The organism is Nocardia uniformis NBRC 13702 (genome assembly GCF_001613345.1).
In the GTDB taxonomy this organism is placed as follows: Bacteria; Actinomycetota; Actinomycetes; order Mycobacteriales; family Mycobacteriaceae; genus Nocardia; species Nocardia uniformis.
Window position 1 is genome coordinate 15,374 of sequence record NZ_BDCE01000076.1, and the last position, 16,409, is coordinate 31,782.

16 protein-coding genes and 1 other RNA gene are annotated in these 16,409 nt (G+C 65.3%); 8 read left to right on the forward strand and 9 right to left on the reverse strand.

What is annotated here, in order from left to right; all coding sequences use genetic code 11:
* Positions 1 to 178 precede the first annotated feature (178 nt).
* Together NU1_RS28985 and NU1_RS28990 are read left to right on the forward strand one after the other, a co-directional pair.
* Entirely contained in the window at positions 179 to 628 is a 450-nt protein-coding gene (locus NU1_RS28985; protein ID WP_157553190.1) for a hypothetical protein, read from the forward strand.
* A 169-nt stretch (positions 629 to 797) separates the two neighbouring features.
* Positions 798 to 1,025, forward strand: a complete 228-nt coding sequence (locus NU1_RS28990) for a WLR motif membrane protein (RefSeq protein WP_157553192.1) — start codon at positions 798 to 800, stop codon at positions 1,023 to 1,025.
* Between the two features lie 42 nt (positions 1,026 to 1,067).
* Here the strand turns inward: NU1_RS28990 and NU1_RS28995 are convergent, their stop codons facing one another.
* Positions 1,068 to 1,727 (reverse strand): LppP/LprE family lipoprotein, encoded by a 660-nt coding sequence (locus NU1_RS28995; RefSeq protein ID WP_067526454.1) that lies wholly within the window; start codon positions 1,725 to 1,727, stop codon positions 1,068 to 1,070.
* A gap of 246 nt (positions 1,728 to 1,973) precedes the next feature.
* Here NU1_RS28995 and smpB point away from each other — a divergent pair, with 246 nt between their 5' ends.
* From smpB to NU1_RS29015, 4 genes are all read left to right on the forward strand, one after another.
* Positions 1,974 to 2,450 (forward strand): SsrA-binding protein SmpB, encoded by a 477-nt coding sequence (gene smpB, locus NU1_RS29000; RefSeq protein ID WP_067526458.1) that lies wholly within the window; start codon positions 1,974 to 1,976, stop codon positions 2,448 to 2,450.
* 75 nt (positions 2,451 to 2,525) lie between these two features.
* Positions 2,526 to 2,896, forward strand: a transfer-messenger RNA (tmRNA) gene (gene ssrA, locus NU1_RS29005).
* 256 nt (positions 2,897 to 3,152) lie between these two features.
* Positions 3,153 to 3,515: a cupin domain-containing protein gene (locus NU1_RS29010; RefSeq protein WP_067526565.1), complete on the forward strand. Its 363-nt coding sequence runs from the start codon at positions 3,153 to 3,155 to the stop codon at positions 3,513 to 3,515.
* A gap of 27 nt (positions 3,516 to 3,542) precedes the next feature.
* Positions 3,543 to 4,658, forward strand: a complete 1,116-nt coding sequence (locus tag NU1_RS29015) for a class I SAM-dependent methyltransferase (RefSeq protein WP_084521894.1) — start codon at positions 3,543 to 3,545, stop codon at positions 4,656 to 4,658.
* Positions 4,659 to 4,685: 27 nt separating this feature from the next.
* Here NU1_RS29015 and NU1_RS29020 read toward each other — a convergent pair whose 3' ends face one another.
* The 8 genes from NU1_RS29020 to NU1_RS29055 form a co-directional block, all read right to left on the reverse strand.
* Entirely contained in the window at positions 4,686 to 5,387 is a 702-nt protein-coding gene (locus NU1_RS29020; RefSeq protein WP_067526460.1) for a DUF899 domain-containing protein, read from the reverse strand.
* Positions 5,388 to 5,561: 174 nt separating this feature from the next.
* A complete protein-coding gene (locus tag NU1_RS29025; protein ID WP_067526462.1) occupies positions 5,562 to 6,599 on the reverse strand; it encodes a DUF7317 family protein in 1,038 nt (345 codons plus the stop codon).
* A gap of 238 nt (positions 6,600 to 6,837) precedes the next feature.
* Complete coding sequence (locus tag NU1_RS29030; RefSeq protein WP_067526464.1) at positions 6,838 to 7,383, reverse strand: TetR/AcrR family transcriptional regulator; 546 nt, start codon at positions 7,381 to 7,383, stop codon at positions 6,838 to 6,840.
* Positions 7,380 to 8,189: an alpha/beta fold hydrolase gene (locus NU1_RS29035; RefSeq protein WP_067526466.1), complete on the reverse strand. Its 810-nt coding sequence runs from the start codon at positions 8,187 to 8,189 to the stop codon at positions 7,380 to 7,382. The genes NU1_RS29030 and NU1_RS29035 overlap by 4 nt, the downstream gene beginning before the upstream one ends.
* Before the next feature lie 34 nt (positions 8,190 to 8,223).
* On the reverse strand, positions 8,224 to 9,357 hold the full coding sequence (locus tag NU1_RS29040; protein ID WP_067526468.1) for a metallophosphoesterase: 1,134 nt from the start codon (positions 9,355 to 9,357) through the stop codon (positions 8,224 to 8,226).
* Between the two features lie 89 nt (positions 9,358 to 9,446).
* On the reverse strand, positions 9,447 to 10,118 hold the full coding sequence (locus tag NU1_RS29045) for a DUF4132 domain-containing protein (RefSeq protein WP_157553196.1): 672 nt from the start codon (positions 10,116 to 10,118) through the stop codon (positions 9,447 to 9,449).
* 50 nt (positions 10,119 to 10,168) lie between these two features.
* A complete protein-coding gene (locus NU1_RS29050; protein ID WP_067526472.1) occupies positions 10,169 to 11,203 on the reverse strand; it encodes an AraC family transcriptional regulator in 1,035 nt (344 codons plus the stop codon).
* 66 nt (positions 11,204 to 11,269) lie between these two features.
* Complete coding sequence (locus NU1_RS29055; RefSeq protein ID WP_067526474.1) at positions 11,270 to 12,304, reverse strand: AraC family transcriptional regulator; 1,035 nt, start codon at positions 12,302 to 12,304, stop codon at positions 11,270 to 11,272.
* Positions 12,305 to 12,429: 125 nt separating this feature from the next.
* Between NU1_RS29055 and kstD the strand changes: the two genes are divergently transcribed.
* Together kstD and NU1_RS29065 are read left to right on the forward strand one after the other, a co-directional pair.
* On the forward strand, positions 12,430 to 14,145 hold the full coding sequence (gene kstD, locus NU1_RS29060) for a 3-oxosteroid 1-dehydrogenase (protein ID WP_067526475.1): 1,716 nt from the start codon (positions 12,430 to 12,432) through the stop codon (positions 14,143 to 14,145).
* 152 nt (positions 14,146 to 14,297) lie between these two features.
* Positions 14,298 to 16,409 carry a prolyl oligopeptidase family serine peptidase gene (locus NU1_RS29065; protein ID WP_067526476.1) on the forward strand — a complete coding sequence of 704 codons (2,112 nt, stop codon included), beginning with the start codon at positions 14,298 to 14,300 and terminating at the stop codon, positions 16,407 to 16,409.

Below are 16,409 nucleotides of genomic sequence, written 5' to 3' on the forward strand. Positions count from 1 at the left end.
GGAGCTGGGTGCGGCTCGGCACCCGTCGGTTCTGCTCGCGGGCGAACGCCGACCGCCGAGGTGCGGATAGACGGAACCTCACGCCCGACGGCAGCCGCCGGGTGGGATTCGGGTTGTGCGTTCCGGCGGGAGAATCGTCGAAGGGCGGCAGCCGAATTCGGCCGATACGATATTCCGGGTGTTCGAACTGGTTCTTCCTCTGGTCGCGGGAGTGGCCGCCCCCGCGATTGGCGGACTGCTGTACGGGCTGGCCTACCATCATGTGCTGGTCCCGTTGAATGAGGCGTTTCGCTATCACGGGGGGCCACGCTTTACCGGAAGACGTCCCGCCCTCGCGGTGGCTCACAGCTGTGCGGCCGAGCATGAGCCCGGGGCATGTCCGTGCCCACCGCGCCGTCAGCGCACGATCCTCGAGTACCACGGAGCGGACTGGCGCCGCCGATGCTTCCCGGTGCCGGGCCGATACCCGCTCGACGCCGAGGTGCCCGTGCACGTCAGCTACACCAGCAACCGTCCCTACCCGCTGACCCGGATTACCGTCGTCCGCAGTGCGATTCGCGGAACCGCGGCTGGATTCGCTATCGGTCTGGTCGTTATCGCCATGATGTGCGTGACGCTCTACGTTTAGCGATCAGCGACCGGCCGATCCGCCGACGAAGACCGGCTGTGTTCGGGTGGTCGCCTGGACCGTCCGCGCCGGTGTGCCGGGTTGCCGACTTCGCGTTAGCTGGTGCATAAGCGGTTGATCGAGGCGAATGTCCCGTGCGCGGAGCCCGATCGTGGATACCGTTTCGGTTATGGATTCCGATGACGACTCGTCCTATGAGCCCCCGGAAGAGGTTGACGACGGGGATGTGGGAGAGCGCCTGGTTCCCGGCGTGGGCGCATACGCGGTGGTGGAATCGGGATGGCTCGGGCGACGGCCGTCACCCAGTCGCGGACGCCCGCGGTGGACCACGCTGGTGCTGTTGGCCATGTGGATCGGGACGCTCGTGCTGTACCTATGGTTGCAGCGCGGCGGATGAAGGCCGGGAGCGCCCGGCCATCATGCCGCTTCGAAGCGCTGGTCAGCGCTGGCCGCCGGGATTGGCGACCTCGTCCGGGATCGACTGGTCCGGGGTGACCGTGCGGCCGTCCGACCCGAGGGTGAAGGTGATGACCACGGGGCCGCCCGAGGGACAGCAGTTGGCATCGCTTCCGGTCAACCAGCGATAGCGCACCTGTACACCGCGGTCGGAGGAGCCGACCACAGTCGTATACGACGTCGCCTTCAGTGTCGCGGTGCCGAGATATCCGTCGTGGTTGAAGAACAACACGTGGTAGGGCGAGCTGGCCGTACCGCCCGGCGTGGTCGCGAGTACCCACAGCAGTTGCGGGCACGACCCGACCGGTGCGTCCGTGGCGCTGTCGACGATGTACGGGTCGCCGCCCACCGAGGGGCCGATCGAGGAGATCGCGCTAGTGACCACGCCCGAGTTCAGATTGACACACCTGCCATTTCCCGCGGTGACGGGGATGCCGTCGGTCTGTGTGGGTGACGTTGTTCCCGGCTGCTGTATCGGGACGTCCTGCGTCGCGGGCGAGTCGGTGGCCGGGCCGGATGTGCCGGGTGTCGACTGTTGAGTGGTCGACGGTTGGGTGGTCGACGGTGTTCCGGTGTCCTGGCATCCGGCGACCGCGCCGGTTACCAAGATCGCCGCGAAGACTGTGCCGATGAGCTTTCTCATGCGTGTTCCTCCCGAATCGACTCCTCTGGAAGTCGGCGTCCAGGAAGTTGCCGTTACGCCCCGAACTCTGTGGGCTTGCCTCCAACCGTGCGTGAAAGGCACACTCCGCCAACGAAATTGCCGACGGCGAGCCATCTGATCCACTGGTGGCCGCGCATGATCGGTGTGCCACGTGACCGGCCAACCGCTGTCCGCGCGCGGCCCACCTGGGAATAAACTCGTTGCCGCAATGCTTAAGCTGGTCTTGTGAAAGAAAAGGGTCGCAAGGTCATCGCCTCCAACCGTAAGGCGCGGCACAACTACACGATCCTGGAGACGTTCGAGGCCGGGGTCGCGCTGGTCGGTACCGAGGTGAAGAGCCTGCGGGAGGGTAAAGCCTCGCTGGTGGACGCCTACGCCAGCATCGATGACGGCGAGGTCTGGCTGCGCGGACTGCATATCCCCGAGTTCAGCCACGGCTCCTGGACCAATCACGCGCCGCGCCGCACACGCAAACTGCTGATGCACCGCCGTGAGATCGACAAGCTGGTCGGCAAGACCAAGGAGTCCAGCCTCACCCTGGTGCCGCTGTCGATGTACTTCAATGAGGGCAAGGTCAAGGTCGAACTCGCCCTGGCCAAGGGTAAGCAGGACTACGACAAGCGCCAGGACCTGGCACGACGCACCGCCGAACGTGAGGTGACGCGCGAGCTCGGGCGGCGGGTCAAGGGGATGAGCCGGTAATGGGAATGATTCACCGGTCGTGAGGTGTTAAAGTAACGAGTCCGATCGCAAGGTCGGGCTACTGAAGTGACACACGGGGCTGAACGGTTTCGACTGCGTGCGTTAATTCAGGGGAAGCGTGTCGGTGCAGGCAAGAGACCACCGTAAGCGTCGCTGCAACCTTATAAGCGCCGATTCCAATCAGCGCGACTACGCTCTCGCTGCCTAAGTAGCGAAGCGTGTCTGTCAGCCCGGGTTCGCCCTCGACCCGGTCCCTGGCATCAGCTAGAGGGCTTACCGTCCGCCTCGGTCGCGGAGACAGGACGGGACATCGAACAGCGACTGGGATCGTCATCTCGGCTTGTTCGCGTGACTGAGAGATCCGAGTAGAGACACAGCGAACTGCACACGGAGAAGCCCTGGAAAAGCGGCGGAGGACCCGGGTTCGATTCCCGGCAGCTCCACTGAGAAGGCCCGGTCCATCAGGACCGGGCCTTCGTCGTTTTACATAGCTATCTTGCTACCGCGACCACGCGGGCATAGCATGTGATGCACGTCACTTGGAGATGGATCCAGGTGCGTATGCGCTTTCGATATGTAGTCGGGGGTAGGTGTCTTTTCCAGAGGCGGCGGCCGTGGTTCTCACGCATCGGAGGATGTCTTCCAGTCGGGCAAGTTTCGGCTATGGCCAGCTGCCGCAATGCGATCAAGAGGAGAGCGGCCATGTCTGGTCTGGTTCGTAGAACATTCGATTCACCCGAGGAAACCCGACCCTTCGAACAGGGCAAGGGCAGACTCGATCTCGTCAATCTCGACGGCGGCCCGGTGGGGCGGGCGGTGTTCGAACCCGGTTGGCGGTGGTCGGAGCATGTCAAGCCGATCGCCCAGACCGATAGCTGCCAGGCCGCGCATGCCGGATACTGCCTGGCCGGGCGGATGGTGGTGGCCATGGACGATGGCGAGCAGCAGGAATTCGGCCCAGGGGATTTCATGGTCGCGCCGCCGGGCCACGACGCGTGGGTGGTCGGAGACGAAGCCTGCGTCATGCTCGACTGGCAGGGCTTCGCCGACTACGCCAAGCCGTAGGCCGAATTCACTAGGAGTGGAGCTGTTATGTCCAGCGATACGCAGACCCTGAGCACTGCTGAGCCCACGACTGCCACGGATGCGGAATTCGCCGCGCGGGCAGAGGCTTTCGGCAATCGGATGCTGGAGATCCTCAATGACGGATTTCTGACCCTCATGGTAAGCATCGGCCATCAAACCGGCCTATTCGACGTTATGAGCTCATTGCCTCCCGCTACCAGCGCGGACATTGCCCGCGCCGCGCAGCTGAATGAGCGGTATGTCCGTGAATGCCTCTCCGCGCTCACTGTCGGCAGGATTGTCGACTACGAGCCCGACACGCACACCTTCGCACTGCCGCCGGAGCATGCCGCGGCACTGACCAGGGCGGCGGGTCCGGAGAATATCGCCGCCTTCGCGCAGTACATCCCGCTGGCCGCGAGCGTCGAGCCCGCGATCATCGACTGCTTCCGACACGGCGGCGGCGTCCCCTACTCGAAGTACGGTCGATTTCAGCAGCTCATGGCCGAGGAGAGCGCGGCGGTGCACGATGTCGCGCTGATCGACGTCACCATCACCCTCGTCCCCGGCCTGCCCGAGCGGCTGCGGGAAGGAATCGATGTCGCGGATGTGGGCTGCGGCAGCGGACACGCGCTCAACCTGCTGGGGCGGGAGTTTCCCAACAGTCGGTTCATCGGCTACGACTTCTCCGAGGAAGGTGTCGCGGCCGGCCGCGCGGAGGCGGCGGCCCTGGGGGTGACCAATACCCGATTCGAGGTTCGCGACGTCACCGATCTCGGCGTGTCCAACCAGTTCGATCTGATCACCGCATTCGACGCCATCCACGATCAGGCCCACCCGGCACAGGTCCTGCGGGGCATCGCCGAGGCGCTGAAGGACGACGGAACTTTTCTGATGGTCGATATCCAGGCCTCCAGCAATCTGGAAGACAATATGGAACATCCCCTCGGGCCGGGCATGTACACCATGTCCACAATGCACTGCATGACAGTGTCATTGGCACTCGACGGCGACGGGCTCGGAACCATGTGGGGTGAACAGGTCGCGACCCGCATGCTCCGCGAAGCCGGGTTCGCCTCGGTCGATATCGAGCACGTCGACGCCGATATCTTCAATAGCTACTACATCGCACGGAAGGCGTGACAGTGATCCGTGTGCTCCGGCCCCATTTCACCGGCTGATCGACGCATTCGGCTCGCCGTAGGCCGCGGCGATGTCCTCCGAGCTGCTCCACTTGCTGTAGGCCGGTGACTTCGGCCAGCCTGCGGGCGAATCCTGCCATTCCTCCTGGCGGCCGTACGGCAGCAGGTCGATCAGGGCGAAGGAATGGCTGAGTTGTTCGGTGCCGCGACCGTCGGTGTGCCAGGTGCGATAGACGGTGTCGCCGTCGCGGAGGAATACGTTGACCGCGAATTCCGCGTCGGGCGGCGCTCCGACGTCGGCGCCGAATGAGCTGTTCGCGGTGGAGTACCAGGTCATCTTGTTTCCGACGCGGCGCCGGTAGGCGAGGGCCTCATCGATCGGGCCCTGAGTGACGAGGACGAACCTGGCGTCGTAGTTGTTCAGGAACTCCAAACGGGTGAACTGCGAAGTGAATCCGGTGCAACCTCCGCACTGCCACTCCTTGCCCGGGAACCACATGTGGTTGTAGACGATCAGCTGTGACCGGCCGTCGAAGATATCCGCCAGGCGGACCGGCCCCTCCTCACCCTCGAGGGTGTAGTCGGGCATTTCGACCATCGGCAGGCGGCGGCGCTGGGCGGCGATAGCGTCGAGTTCCCGGGTCGCGGCCTTCTCTCGTTTACGCAGCGCGTCGAGTTCACGCTGCCAGGTATCGGCGTCGACGACGGGCGGCAGTGCTGTGGTGCTCATGGGGTCCTCCCTGACCGGGTTCACAGATTGCGTGCTGTAGATGTAGACGCCGGGCGCTCGGCGAATTCATCGGTCCGATCCGGATCCACCAGCCCGCGCGTGCGGACGGCGTTTCGAGGAGCGTCGTCGCGGTAGATCGCGAAGGGACGCAACAGCTTGCCGGTCGAGTCCGGCTCAGTGGGGACGGCCCTGGGTGGCGCGGCGGGGGATACCGCGTCGTTGGAGGGCGGTGCGGACGGTCGAGTGGGTGACGCCGAGCTGTTCGGCGATGTGGGCGAGAGTATGGCCGTTGCGGTAGAGGGTGATGGCGTGGTTGACCTCGTTGTCGGTGAGGTGGCGGTGGGTATTGAAACCACTGCCGCCGGTGTGGATGACACTGGTATTCGTGCCGGGGGTAGCCGGCATGATTATGCGGATCCCGTCCCGCAATGAGTGGACCTCCTCGCGCAATGCCGCCAGCTCACCGAGAATTTTCGCGGAGACGGCATCGTCGGCCTGGTTCTCCTGCTCGTGTTGTTCGCGATTCTCCTCCGCTCGTACATCTTCCGCCGCGCTGACCATGACGGCGAGGAACAGATTGAGAACGACAAAGGTGGAGACCAAGATGTAAAGAAGGAAGAAGATCCACGCGAGCGGTTTCGCGGCCATTACCTCGCTTGCGATATCGGGCCATGCCTCGCCGGTCATGACCTGAAAGAGGGTCCACATCGACGTGCCGAGGCTGCCGAAGTGTTCGGGTGTCACGGTGCCGAACAGCTTGGTTGCCAGGACTGCCGCCACGTACAGGACCAGCGCGAGCAATCCGAGGATTGATCCCATACCCGGTAGTGCCGCGAGCAGGTTCGCCACGACCTTCCGCATGCTCGGAGTAGCCGATACCAGGCGGAGCGCCCGCAATATGCGGAATGCCCGCAATACGGATAGGCCGCCCGTCGCGGGCAGTAGCGCCACACCGACCACGACGAAATCGAAGACATTCCATGGGTCGCGGAAATAGGCGAGGCCATAGGCGTACAACTTGAGCAGCATCTCGACAACGAATATGCCGAGCGCCGTCGCATCAATAATATGGACAAATCGGCCAGCGACGGTCATCAGTCCGCCGGAAGTCTCCGCGCCCAGTGCCACCGCATTGATGAGAATGACCGCGATAATGAACTGCTGGCATCCGGGTGACTCGACAAGTTCTCGTACGCGTTCGCGTGACAACACGGGCGGTCTCCTACTTCGGCACTATGCACGTCGTCATTGCTGGCACTCGAGCGGGTCGAAAATAGAACTGTGTTCGCCGCGCAATATCCTACGATCCGCATCGCTGTCGGAGCGGGGCTTTGCGAAGACCCACGGTGGCTGATCACCGTGCTCACCACTCGCGGTCCGGTCGGCGACCGTCGGGATCGTCAGAACCCTTCCCGCGATACATATTTCGGCATCAGCGACAACGTCGAGATCAGCGCAGATAGTGCCGCAGCGCCGCGCGAGTATCGGAATCAGTGGTGCCGGAGTCGAACTCGATCAGTGCCGCCTCGGCGACCAATTCGACCCACAGCCGGGCACTGTCGCGGGGATGCGGCCAGCCCATGGCCTCGAAGTCGGGTTCGGCCAGCTGCGCCATGGTGTCGTTGCGGAGGAGAATTTCGGCGGAGATGGCCGGTTCGGCGCGGGCTTCGAGGAGCAGCGCGCGGACGCCCGGTTGTTTGCGGCAGGCGTCGAGATAGGTGAGCGTGCTGCGCCAGAGACGGTCTCGGCCGGGCGGAGTTTCGGCGGTGAGGTGTTCATTGGAGGTGAGGACGCGGTCGTGGAAGGTCCGGTGTAGCGCACGTAAATAGGTGGCGCGGTCACCGAAGTGGTGGAAGAAGCTGCCCTTGGCTACGCCCGCTTCCGCGACTATGCGATTGACGCTCATCTGGGCGAGGCCGATACTTCCGGCCAGCCGCAGCCCGGCATCGAGGAGGTCGGTGCGGGTGCGTTGGGCGGCGTCCTGACGGGTGGTCACCTGCCGACTGTATCGCTGGGCCGGCGAATGAATTCCAGGGTGTGGGCGAGGAATTCATCGGGGTCCGAGGAGAATGGCACATGCCCGGTGGGGAGCGGCACCAGGCGGGAGCCGGGGATGGCGGCCCAGGCGGCGCGGCCCTCGCGGAGGGGAAGGATGATGTCGCGGGCGCCCCAGATCAGCAGCGCCGGTGCGACGATTCCAGCGGCGAGGGGACGCAGGTTGTATTCGGGAGCGGCGAAGCTGCGCCACAGCGCGGCGGTGGTGTGGACGCCCTCGCGAGTGCGCGCGCGGGTGCGGGCCTTTCCGATAATGGTGTGGTCATGTGCGGTTCGTGCCCGCATGTAGCGGGGGATCAGCAGCTGCCACACCATCCGGGTGACGGCGGGCGTGCCCATCATCCGACAGAACGTACGCGTCACGGCATTGTGTCGAGTGAAGCCGCCGCCGTTCACCAGCACCAGATGCGATACCCGCTCCGGTTGGGTGGCGGCGAGCCGGGCGGCGGCGAATCCGCCGACCGAATTGCCGATGAATACCGCCCGCGACACATGCAACTGATTCAGCACGTCCTCGAGCACCCCCGCGAAAAGCATTGCGGAGGCGGGCATATCGGCGGGCAGGGGATCGGATTCGCCATGACCCGGCCAATCCACGGCCAGTACCCGGAAGTGTGCCGCGAGCTGTTCGAGAATCGGGTCGAAATCGTGGTGGTCGTGCAGGGTGGCGTGCAGCAACACGATCGGTGGGCCGTCGCCGCGGTCGCTGACATGAACTGCACCCGCACGGGTTACGACATGGGGCATGGCTTCTCGTTCAGTGTCAATCGGCCGGGGAAAGCTAGGCCGCTTCCGCACGCAGGATGAGGACGGTGATCTCGCTCGGGGCGAATACCCGCAGCTGCGGACCCCAGAAACCGGTGCCTCGGCTGGCGTAGAGCTGGGTCGCGCCGTGGCGACTCAGGCCCGCGACCACCGGCTGGTCGAGACGGACCAGGTAGTGGAACGGCCAGATCTGGCCACCGTGGGTGTGGCCTGAAATCTGTAGCGCCACACCGGCTGCCGCGGCATCGGTGATCTGTTTGGGCTGATGTGCCAGCAGCACCACCGGCAGGTCGCGATCGACGCCCGCGAGCGCGGCGGTGAGGTCCGGTCCGTGCCCGGCGAGCCCGACGCCGGTGGGATCGTCGATACCCGCCATGACCAGGGTGTCGCCATTGCGGGTGATCAGTTCGTGCTGGTTGTGCAGTGGTTGCCAGCCGATGGACGTCATATGGTCGATCCAGCCCTGAGCATCACCGAAATACTCGTGATTGCCGGTGATATAGAACTTGCCCAGCGGCGCAACGACTTTGCCGAGTGGGTCGACCTGCTCGTGCCGCTTCTGCACCGATCCATCGGCGAGATCTCCCGCGTGGCAGGCGATATCGGGCTTCAGGTCATTGACGATATCGACCACTCGCTCCGACCAGCGCAGTCGATCGAGGGCGGCGAAGTGGGTATCGGTGACGACCACCATGCGCAGGCCGTCGAGACCGGTGCCGAGCCCGCGGATCGGCACCTCGACGCTGCGCACCCGGGGGATACGCCGGGCCTCGAAGATGCCGTAGGCGGTCAGCGCGATGGCCACGGCGAGCACGCCGATCGCGATGCTCTGTGAGCGGGCCGGATTCTGCACACCCGCACCCGCCAGCACCAATCGGGCGAGCAGCCCGATCGCCGACCAACTGAACAGCACCCACAGCACGCCGAGCATGGTGTCGCCGACAATGGACGCGGCATCGGACTGCCTGGCCCCGTGCCCGAGGAACATGGCCGTCGGCAGCGCCACATACCCCAGCGCGAATACCGCGGTACCCAGCCAGAACAGTGCGCTCGCCCCCTGTGTGGGTGCGGCGACCAGGGTCCACCACGGCAGCAGGAAAAGGACGGCCGGTATCGCCAGAAAGAGCGCTACGCGCGGGACATATTTCACGGATGACCATCCTCATCGACGCGGCCGCGGTCTACTCCGCCTGGACGCGATAGGTCCCACCGACAATAACAGCGACCACCGGCCACCTCTCATCGCCTGCCGACCGCCCGCTGGGCCACCAGCCACTCCAACTGTCGCAATAGCTCGGACGCGGCGACGACCTCGAGCACGCCGAAGGTGCCGCCGGTGAGTTCGACGGTGAGCAGCCGCTGTTCGTCCGGGTCATCGTGGTAACCGCCGCGGATACCGTGATCGAGGGTGACCGTCACCGCGTGACCGACACCGAAGCGGCGGCAGACGCGGTCGTGGGCGAGTTCCCAGCCGCGAGTGCACAGGCCGTAGACCTTGCCGGTCGAGACCTCGCGATTCTCGAAGCGGAACAGGCGGTTCGAGGCTGCTTCCTCGGGGGTGAAGGCGTGGATACCGCGGTGCAGCTGTTCGAGGGGTTGCGGCTCGGCATCCGCGAACGCCCCGCGCCACGTATCGAGGACGTCGGTCAGGTGTAGGGGGTGTGCGACGCCGACCAGGGCATCGTCGGGGAGATCGAACGGCTCGCCGTTCGGGCCGGCGTAGGTGTCGTCGGTGCGGATACGGAAAGAACCCGTCACCGCTCCGGTGGCGTCGAAGATCGCCCACACCAGACGGCGGGCCAGCGGCCCGAGTACCGGATGCTCGACGATCGTCTGCCGGTGCGGCCCGGCCCGCCAGCGACGGCCGTCGACCATGGCTCCTTCGAGGCGCCGGATCTGTTCGGTGGTCACGCCGTAGATCCTGCCCCGCGGCACCGACAGCGGCGCGGTCAACCGCAGTGCTACACCCGCACCAGCGATCGACCTCGGTGGGCGCGGCCGAAGAGACCCGGGGACTGGCCCTTCCAGCTGCGGAAGGCCGAGGTGAACGCCGAGACGCTGGAGTAGCCCAGGCGGTCGGCGACATGTTCGACGGTCAATCCGGCGACGAGGAGTTCTTCGGCCAGCATGCCGATGGTTTCGGTGGTGAGCTCGCGGAAGGTGGTGCCCTCGTCGGCCAGCCGGCGGCGCAGGGTGCGAACGCTGATATCCAGATCTGCTGCGATACGGGTCTGGTCGGCCACCCTCCCGTGGTGGATGAGAAGTTCGCGGACCTGGCCACTGATGCCGAGGCGGCTTCGCCGCTGCTGCATGAGGTCGGTGCACTGCTGCTCGTAGTAGCGCAGCATGGCGGGATTGGCTCGGGGTAGCGGCATGGCCAGGGCCCCGGTCGGAATGACCACCATGGACTGCGCCGCGCCCATGATGACCCTGTCCACTCCGAGTACCGCGCCGAACGCCTCGTAGATCGGGTGTGGGTCCAGTTGCAGCTCCACGCGCATTGCCGGGATCGGTCCGGCGAGCAGATCTTGCTGTGCGATGGAAACCACCGCGAAGTCGCGCTCCAGCGCGAACCGGTGAATCTCGCTCGGCAGGGCGGAATCGTCGCGGACCAACCGGGCCTCGGAGCCGTGGCGTTGCAGCCGGACCGGCGCGACCGTGAAGGAGAGATCGAGATAGCGCAGCGTGACGTCGATGACGTCGGCCAGGGTCGGGCAGTTCACAAGGGCGAATCCGAGGACGCCGAGACTCGTCGCATGACAGTTCATTCCGGAGAGCAAACCGAGCCCGGGTTCGTCGCCGGTCTCGTTCACGATATTGCGCATTACCGCGATTTCCTGTCCCACCGTGATCTCGATGGAGGGGTCGAGCAGGTCTTGCTCGCGAATTCCGGTGTGACGCAGCACCGATGACATCGCCAGGCCCCGCCCCGCCGCGAATTCGGTGAGCAGCGCGGTGCTGGTGATGGAACGCAGCCGTTCGAGTTCCTCCGCCACGTCAGCATCCTCCCAGATATTCGATTGTCGGATAGGCGGAATCGCAGCTCCGGTGGGTTGACCCGGCTATACGCGCACGAGCGATCGGCCACGGTGTACCCGGCCGAAGTGCCCCGGCGATTGCCCCTTCCAGCCGCGGAAGGCCGAGGTGAACGCCGAGACGCTGGAGTAGCCCAGGCGGTCGGCGACCTGTTCGACGGTCAGCCCCGCGACGAGGAGTTCCTCGGCGAGCATGCCGATCGTCTCGGTGCTCAATTCGCGGAATGTGGTGCCCTCGTCGGCAAGTCGGCGGCGGAGCGTGCGGACGCTGATATCGAGGTCGGCGGCGATGCGGGTCTGGTCGGCGAGTCTGCCGTGGTGGATCAGCAACTCGCGCACCTGCCCGCTCACCCCGAGGCGGCTGCTGCGCTTCTGTATCAGCTCCGCGCACTGGTGGGCGTAGAAGCGCGCCATGGTCGCATTGGCTCGAGGGAGCGGCAGACCCATGGTGGCGAGTGGTACCGCCATGACCGACCGTGGTGCGCCGAGGACGACCGCGTTCGCACCGAGTACCGCGCCGAAGGCCTCGTAAATGGGATGCGGTTCGAGTGCGAGTTCCACCCGCAGGTCGGGCAGCGGACCGGACAGCATTTCCTGTAGCTGGCCCATGACCACCGCGAAATCGCGTTCCAGCGCGAAACGGCGAATCTCGTCGGGGACTATCCGGTCGTCGCGGACGAGCCGGGCCTCCGATCCTTCGAATTCCACCTTGGCGGCCACGACCGTGAAATTGAGATCGAGATAGCGCACCGCGACATCGACGAAGTGCCCGAACGTCGGGCAGCTCATGAGCGCGAAGCCGAGCACGCCGAGACCCGCTGGGTGGCAGTTCATTCCGGCCAGCAGCCCGAGCCCGGGCTCGTCGCCGGCCTCGACCGCGATATTGCGCATGACGGCGATTTCCTGGCCCACCGTGACCTCGGCGTCCGGATTGCGTAGATCTGCCTCGCGAATTCCGGTGTGGCGCAGGATTGATGGCAGCGACAGGCCACGCCCGCCCGCGAATTCGACGAGCAGCGCGGTACTGGTTATGGAACGCAGTCGTTCGAGTTCCTCCGCCACTTCAGCATCCTCGCAGATATTCGGTGGTCGGGTATACGAATCGACCGCCGTGCTGCTCGATTCCCCGGCAAACCAACCGGCGGGTAATCTTCCTGGTCGCAGCTGATTGTGAAGGGGTACTGGTGATGGTTTCGGGCTCGGGGGACGCTGGCGTGGATCGTGTCGTGGACGTGATCGTCGTCGGTTCGGGAGCGGCGGGTATGAGCGCCGCGCTCACCGCCGCCACGCATGGTCTGGCGACCGTGATCATCGAGAAGTCCTCGTACTGGGGCGGTTCCAGCTCGCGCTCCGGCGGCGGCGTCTGGATTCCGGGTAACTCCGTACTGCGGGAGCAGGCACCCGGGGACGACCTCGAGGACGCCCGGCGCTACCTGAAGAGCATTGTCGGTCCGCATGTGGACCCCGCGCGGATCGACACCTACCTGGACCGCGGATCCGAAGCGCTGCAGTTCCTTATGGACAATGCGCCGCTGCGGTTGGAGTGGGTGCGCGACTACTCCGACTACTACCCGGAGGCCCCGGGCGGTCTGGCCACCGGCCGCACCTGTGAACCCCTCCCGTTCGACGGGCGGCGGTTGGGCGCGGACCTCGACACCATGCACCCGCCCTACAGCGACTCCGCCCCGCCGAATGTGGTGGCCAAGCAGTCCGAATACCGTTGGCTGAGCCTGGGATTGCGCAGCTGGCGGGGACCCGCCGCCATGGCGCGAATGGGTGCCCGGGCCGTGGCGGCCTTTCTGACGCGCAAACGACTTCGGGTATTCGGTGCCGCACTCATGGGCGAACTGATGCTCGGTATCCGCGAGGCCGGGGTGCCGGTGGAACTCGATACGGCCCTGACGGAACTGATCACCGAGAACGGTCGGGTGATCGGCGTGCGGATCGAACGCGATGGGCAGTCCGCCGTCTGGCACGCGCGTCACGGGGTGGTGCTGGCCTGCGGCGGGTTCGAGCACAATGCCGAAATGCGGCGCAAATACCAGCGCGAACCCATCGGCTCGGACTGGACCACCGGCGCACCGACCAATACCGGCGACGGCATTGCCGCGGCGCTGAAACTCGGTGCGGCCGTGAGCTTTATGGATGACGCCTGGTGGGGGCCGACCATTCCGCTGCCGGAGGGACCCTGGTTCGCACTGGCCGAACGGTCGCTGCCGCGCAGCATTATCGTGAATGAGCGCGGCGAGCGCTTCATGAACGAATCGCTGCCGTATGTCGAAGCCGTGCACCGGATGTACGGCGGCGAGCATGGCCAGGGTGATGGGCCGGGGGAGAACGTGCCCGCCTGGCTGATCTTCGACAAGAAATACCGCAACCGGTACATGTTCGCGACCGTTCCGGGCCGCGGGCCGCTACCGAAGGCGTGGTTCGATTCCGGAGTCATGGTGCGGGCCAAGAGTATTGACGAGTTGGCCACCCGAATCGGTGTGCCCACGGAGCATCTCACCGCCACCGTCGAGCGTTTCAACGGCTTCGCGGAAACCGGGGTGGACTCCGACTTCCAGCGCGGCGAGAGCGTGTACGACCACTACTACGGCGATATCACCAATAAGCCCAACCCCAGCCTGGGGCCGATTGTCAAGGGGCCGTTCTACGCGGTGCAGATGGTGCCGGGCGACCTCGGTACCAAGGGCGGTATCGACACCGATACCGCGGGCCGGGCGCTGCGGGCCGACGGTTCCGTCATTGCCGGGCTGTACGCGGCGGGCAATACCAGCGCGCCGGTAATGGGCCACACCTATGCCGGGCCGGGCGCGACCATCGGCCCGGCGTTGGTGTTCGGATACCTTGCCGCGCTGGATATCACCGAGCACGCGCGTACCACCGCGACCGCGATCTGAACCGTTTGTGCCGCAGTCGGAACTGGTCGCCATTTTCGATGTCCGCGCCGGTCACCGCCGATCGGCGCTCATTTGTGACCGGCGAATAGCCGGTAATAGTGAGTAGGGTTCTACAGGAATGGCGGTAGTCCGCGAGCGGTGAAGGGGGCCTTATGGACGTGGGTCGGCGATGGCGGATGGTGCTGTCAGGGTTGCTGGCCATGATGGTGCTGGTGGCCTGCGGCGGGGCGGGTGACCAGGAAGATCCGTATCTGTGGCTGGAGGAGCTCGACAGCCCACGAGTGCAGGAGTGGATCGGTAAGGAGAATGCGCGGACCCTCGGCGTATTGGAACAGGAACCGGATTTCGCCGATAACCTCGCCCACGCCAAGGAACTGAACAATGCGCCGGACCGGATTCCATTGCCGCTCCTCGAACATGGGGTAGTGGGTAATTTCTGGCAGGACGCCGAACACCCCCGTGGCGTCTTCCGTGAAACCTCTCGCGCGGATTACGAATCACCGCAACCGAACTGGACCACGCTGCTCGATCTGGACGCGGTGGCGAAGGAGGATGGCAGGAACTGGGTGTGGAAGGGGATGGACTGTGATCCCATCACCCATACCCGGTGTCTGGTCCGACTCTCCGAAGGTGGTGAGGATGCCGTCACTATTCGCGAATTCGACCGCACCACACGACAATTCGCGAAAGGTGGCTTCGTCCTGCCGCGCAGTAAACAGTACACCGCCTGGGTCGACGCCGATACGGTGCTGGTATCGCGCGAGTGGCTGCCGGGGGAGGTCACCGTATCCGGCTACCCCTACATTGTGAAGCAGCTGCGCCGTGGGCAGCCCCTCGCCGACGCCACCGAGATCGCGCGTGGTGACCAGGCCGATGGCCTCTTCACCCACCCGGTGCTGCTCGCAGACGGCGGTGGTCGCCGGGTGAATCTGATCGTGCGCGGGACCTCCTTCTTCGAGAGCCAGGTCAGCCTGCTCGGCGGTTCCGGACCGATGATGCTCGCCATTCCGCCCAAACACGATCTGGAGGGGATGGTCGGCAACCACATCCTGATCACGCTCAAACAGGATTGGACGACCGACGGCGCGACTCATGCCGCCGGAACGCTGATTTCGCTCGATGCCGATGACCTGATCCGGGGACCGCGCCAGTTGCGCGCCACCGCCGTGCACGCGCCCGGTCCGCAGGAAACCATGCAGCGCGTGCTCACCACGCGGAACCGGATTGTCGTGACCTCGTTGGACGATGTGCGTGGCCGCGCCACCGTCTACACCCCGCAGCCCGACGGAAGCTGGTCCGCCGCACCGGTTCCCGTACCGGACAACGCCACCGTCAACGCCGTCGACGCCGATCAGTCGGGTCATACCGCCTATCTGTCGGTCACCTCCTTCCTGACCCCGACCACCCTATTCAGCCTGGATACCGCGACCGCTCGGCTCGCGTCGGTGAAAACCGCTCCGGCACGGTTCGATTCGTCGAGGTATGTGGTCGAACAACTGAAGGTGGCCGCACCCGACGGCACCCTCGTGCCGTACTTCGTCGTCCGTGCCTCGGGTATGCGGTACGACGGCACCAACCCCACCATCCTCACCGGCTACGGTGGTTTCGGGTCGTCCTCGACACCCGGCTACAACGGTCTGCTGGGTCGGCTGTGGCTGGCGCGCGGCGGTGTCTACGTGATCGCCAATATTCGCGGCGGCGGTGAGTACGGCCCCGCCTGGCACGAGGCGGCCCGCGGGGTGAACCGACAACGCGCGTACGACGACTTCGCCGCTGTCGCACAGGATCTCATTACCCGCGACATCACCACGCCGCGCCACCTGGGTATTCAGGGCGCATCCAACGGCGGCCTCCTGGTCGGCGTGCAACTCACCCAGCGGCCACAGCTGTGGAATGCGGTCGATATCGCCGTCCCGCTCCTGGATATGGTGCGCTACGAGCAGATCGCGGCGGGTGCGTCCTGGGTCGATGAGTATGGGACGGTGGACGATCCGGCGCAGCGGGCGTTCCTGGAATCCATCTCGCCCTATGCCCGGCTGCGGCCCGACGAGAAGTATCCGGAGCCACTGGTGTGGACGACCACCAAGGACGACCGCGTCGGTCCGCAGCACGCCCGAAAGTTCGCTGCTCGCCTCGCCGAACAGGGGCATCCCTATCTGTTCTACGAGGCCATCCAGGGCGGGCACGGCGGCGGTTCGAACAATGACGAGAAGGCGCACACCACGGCGCTGGAGTACACCTACTTCCAGCGGCAGCTCATGTGA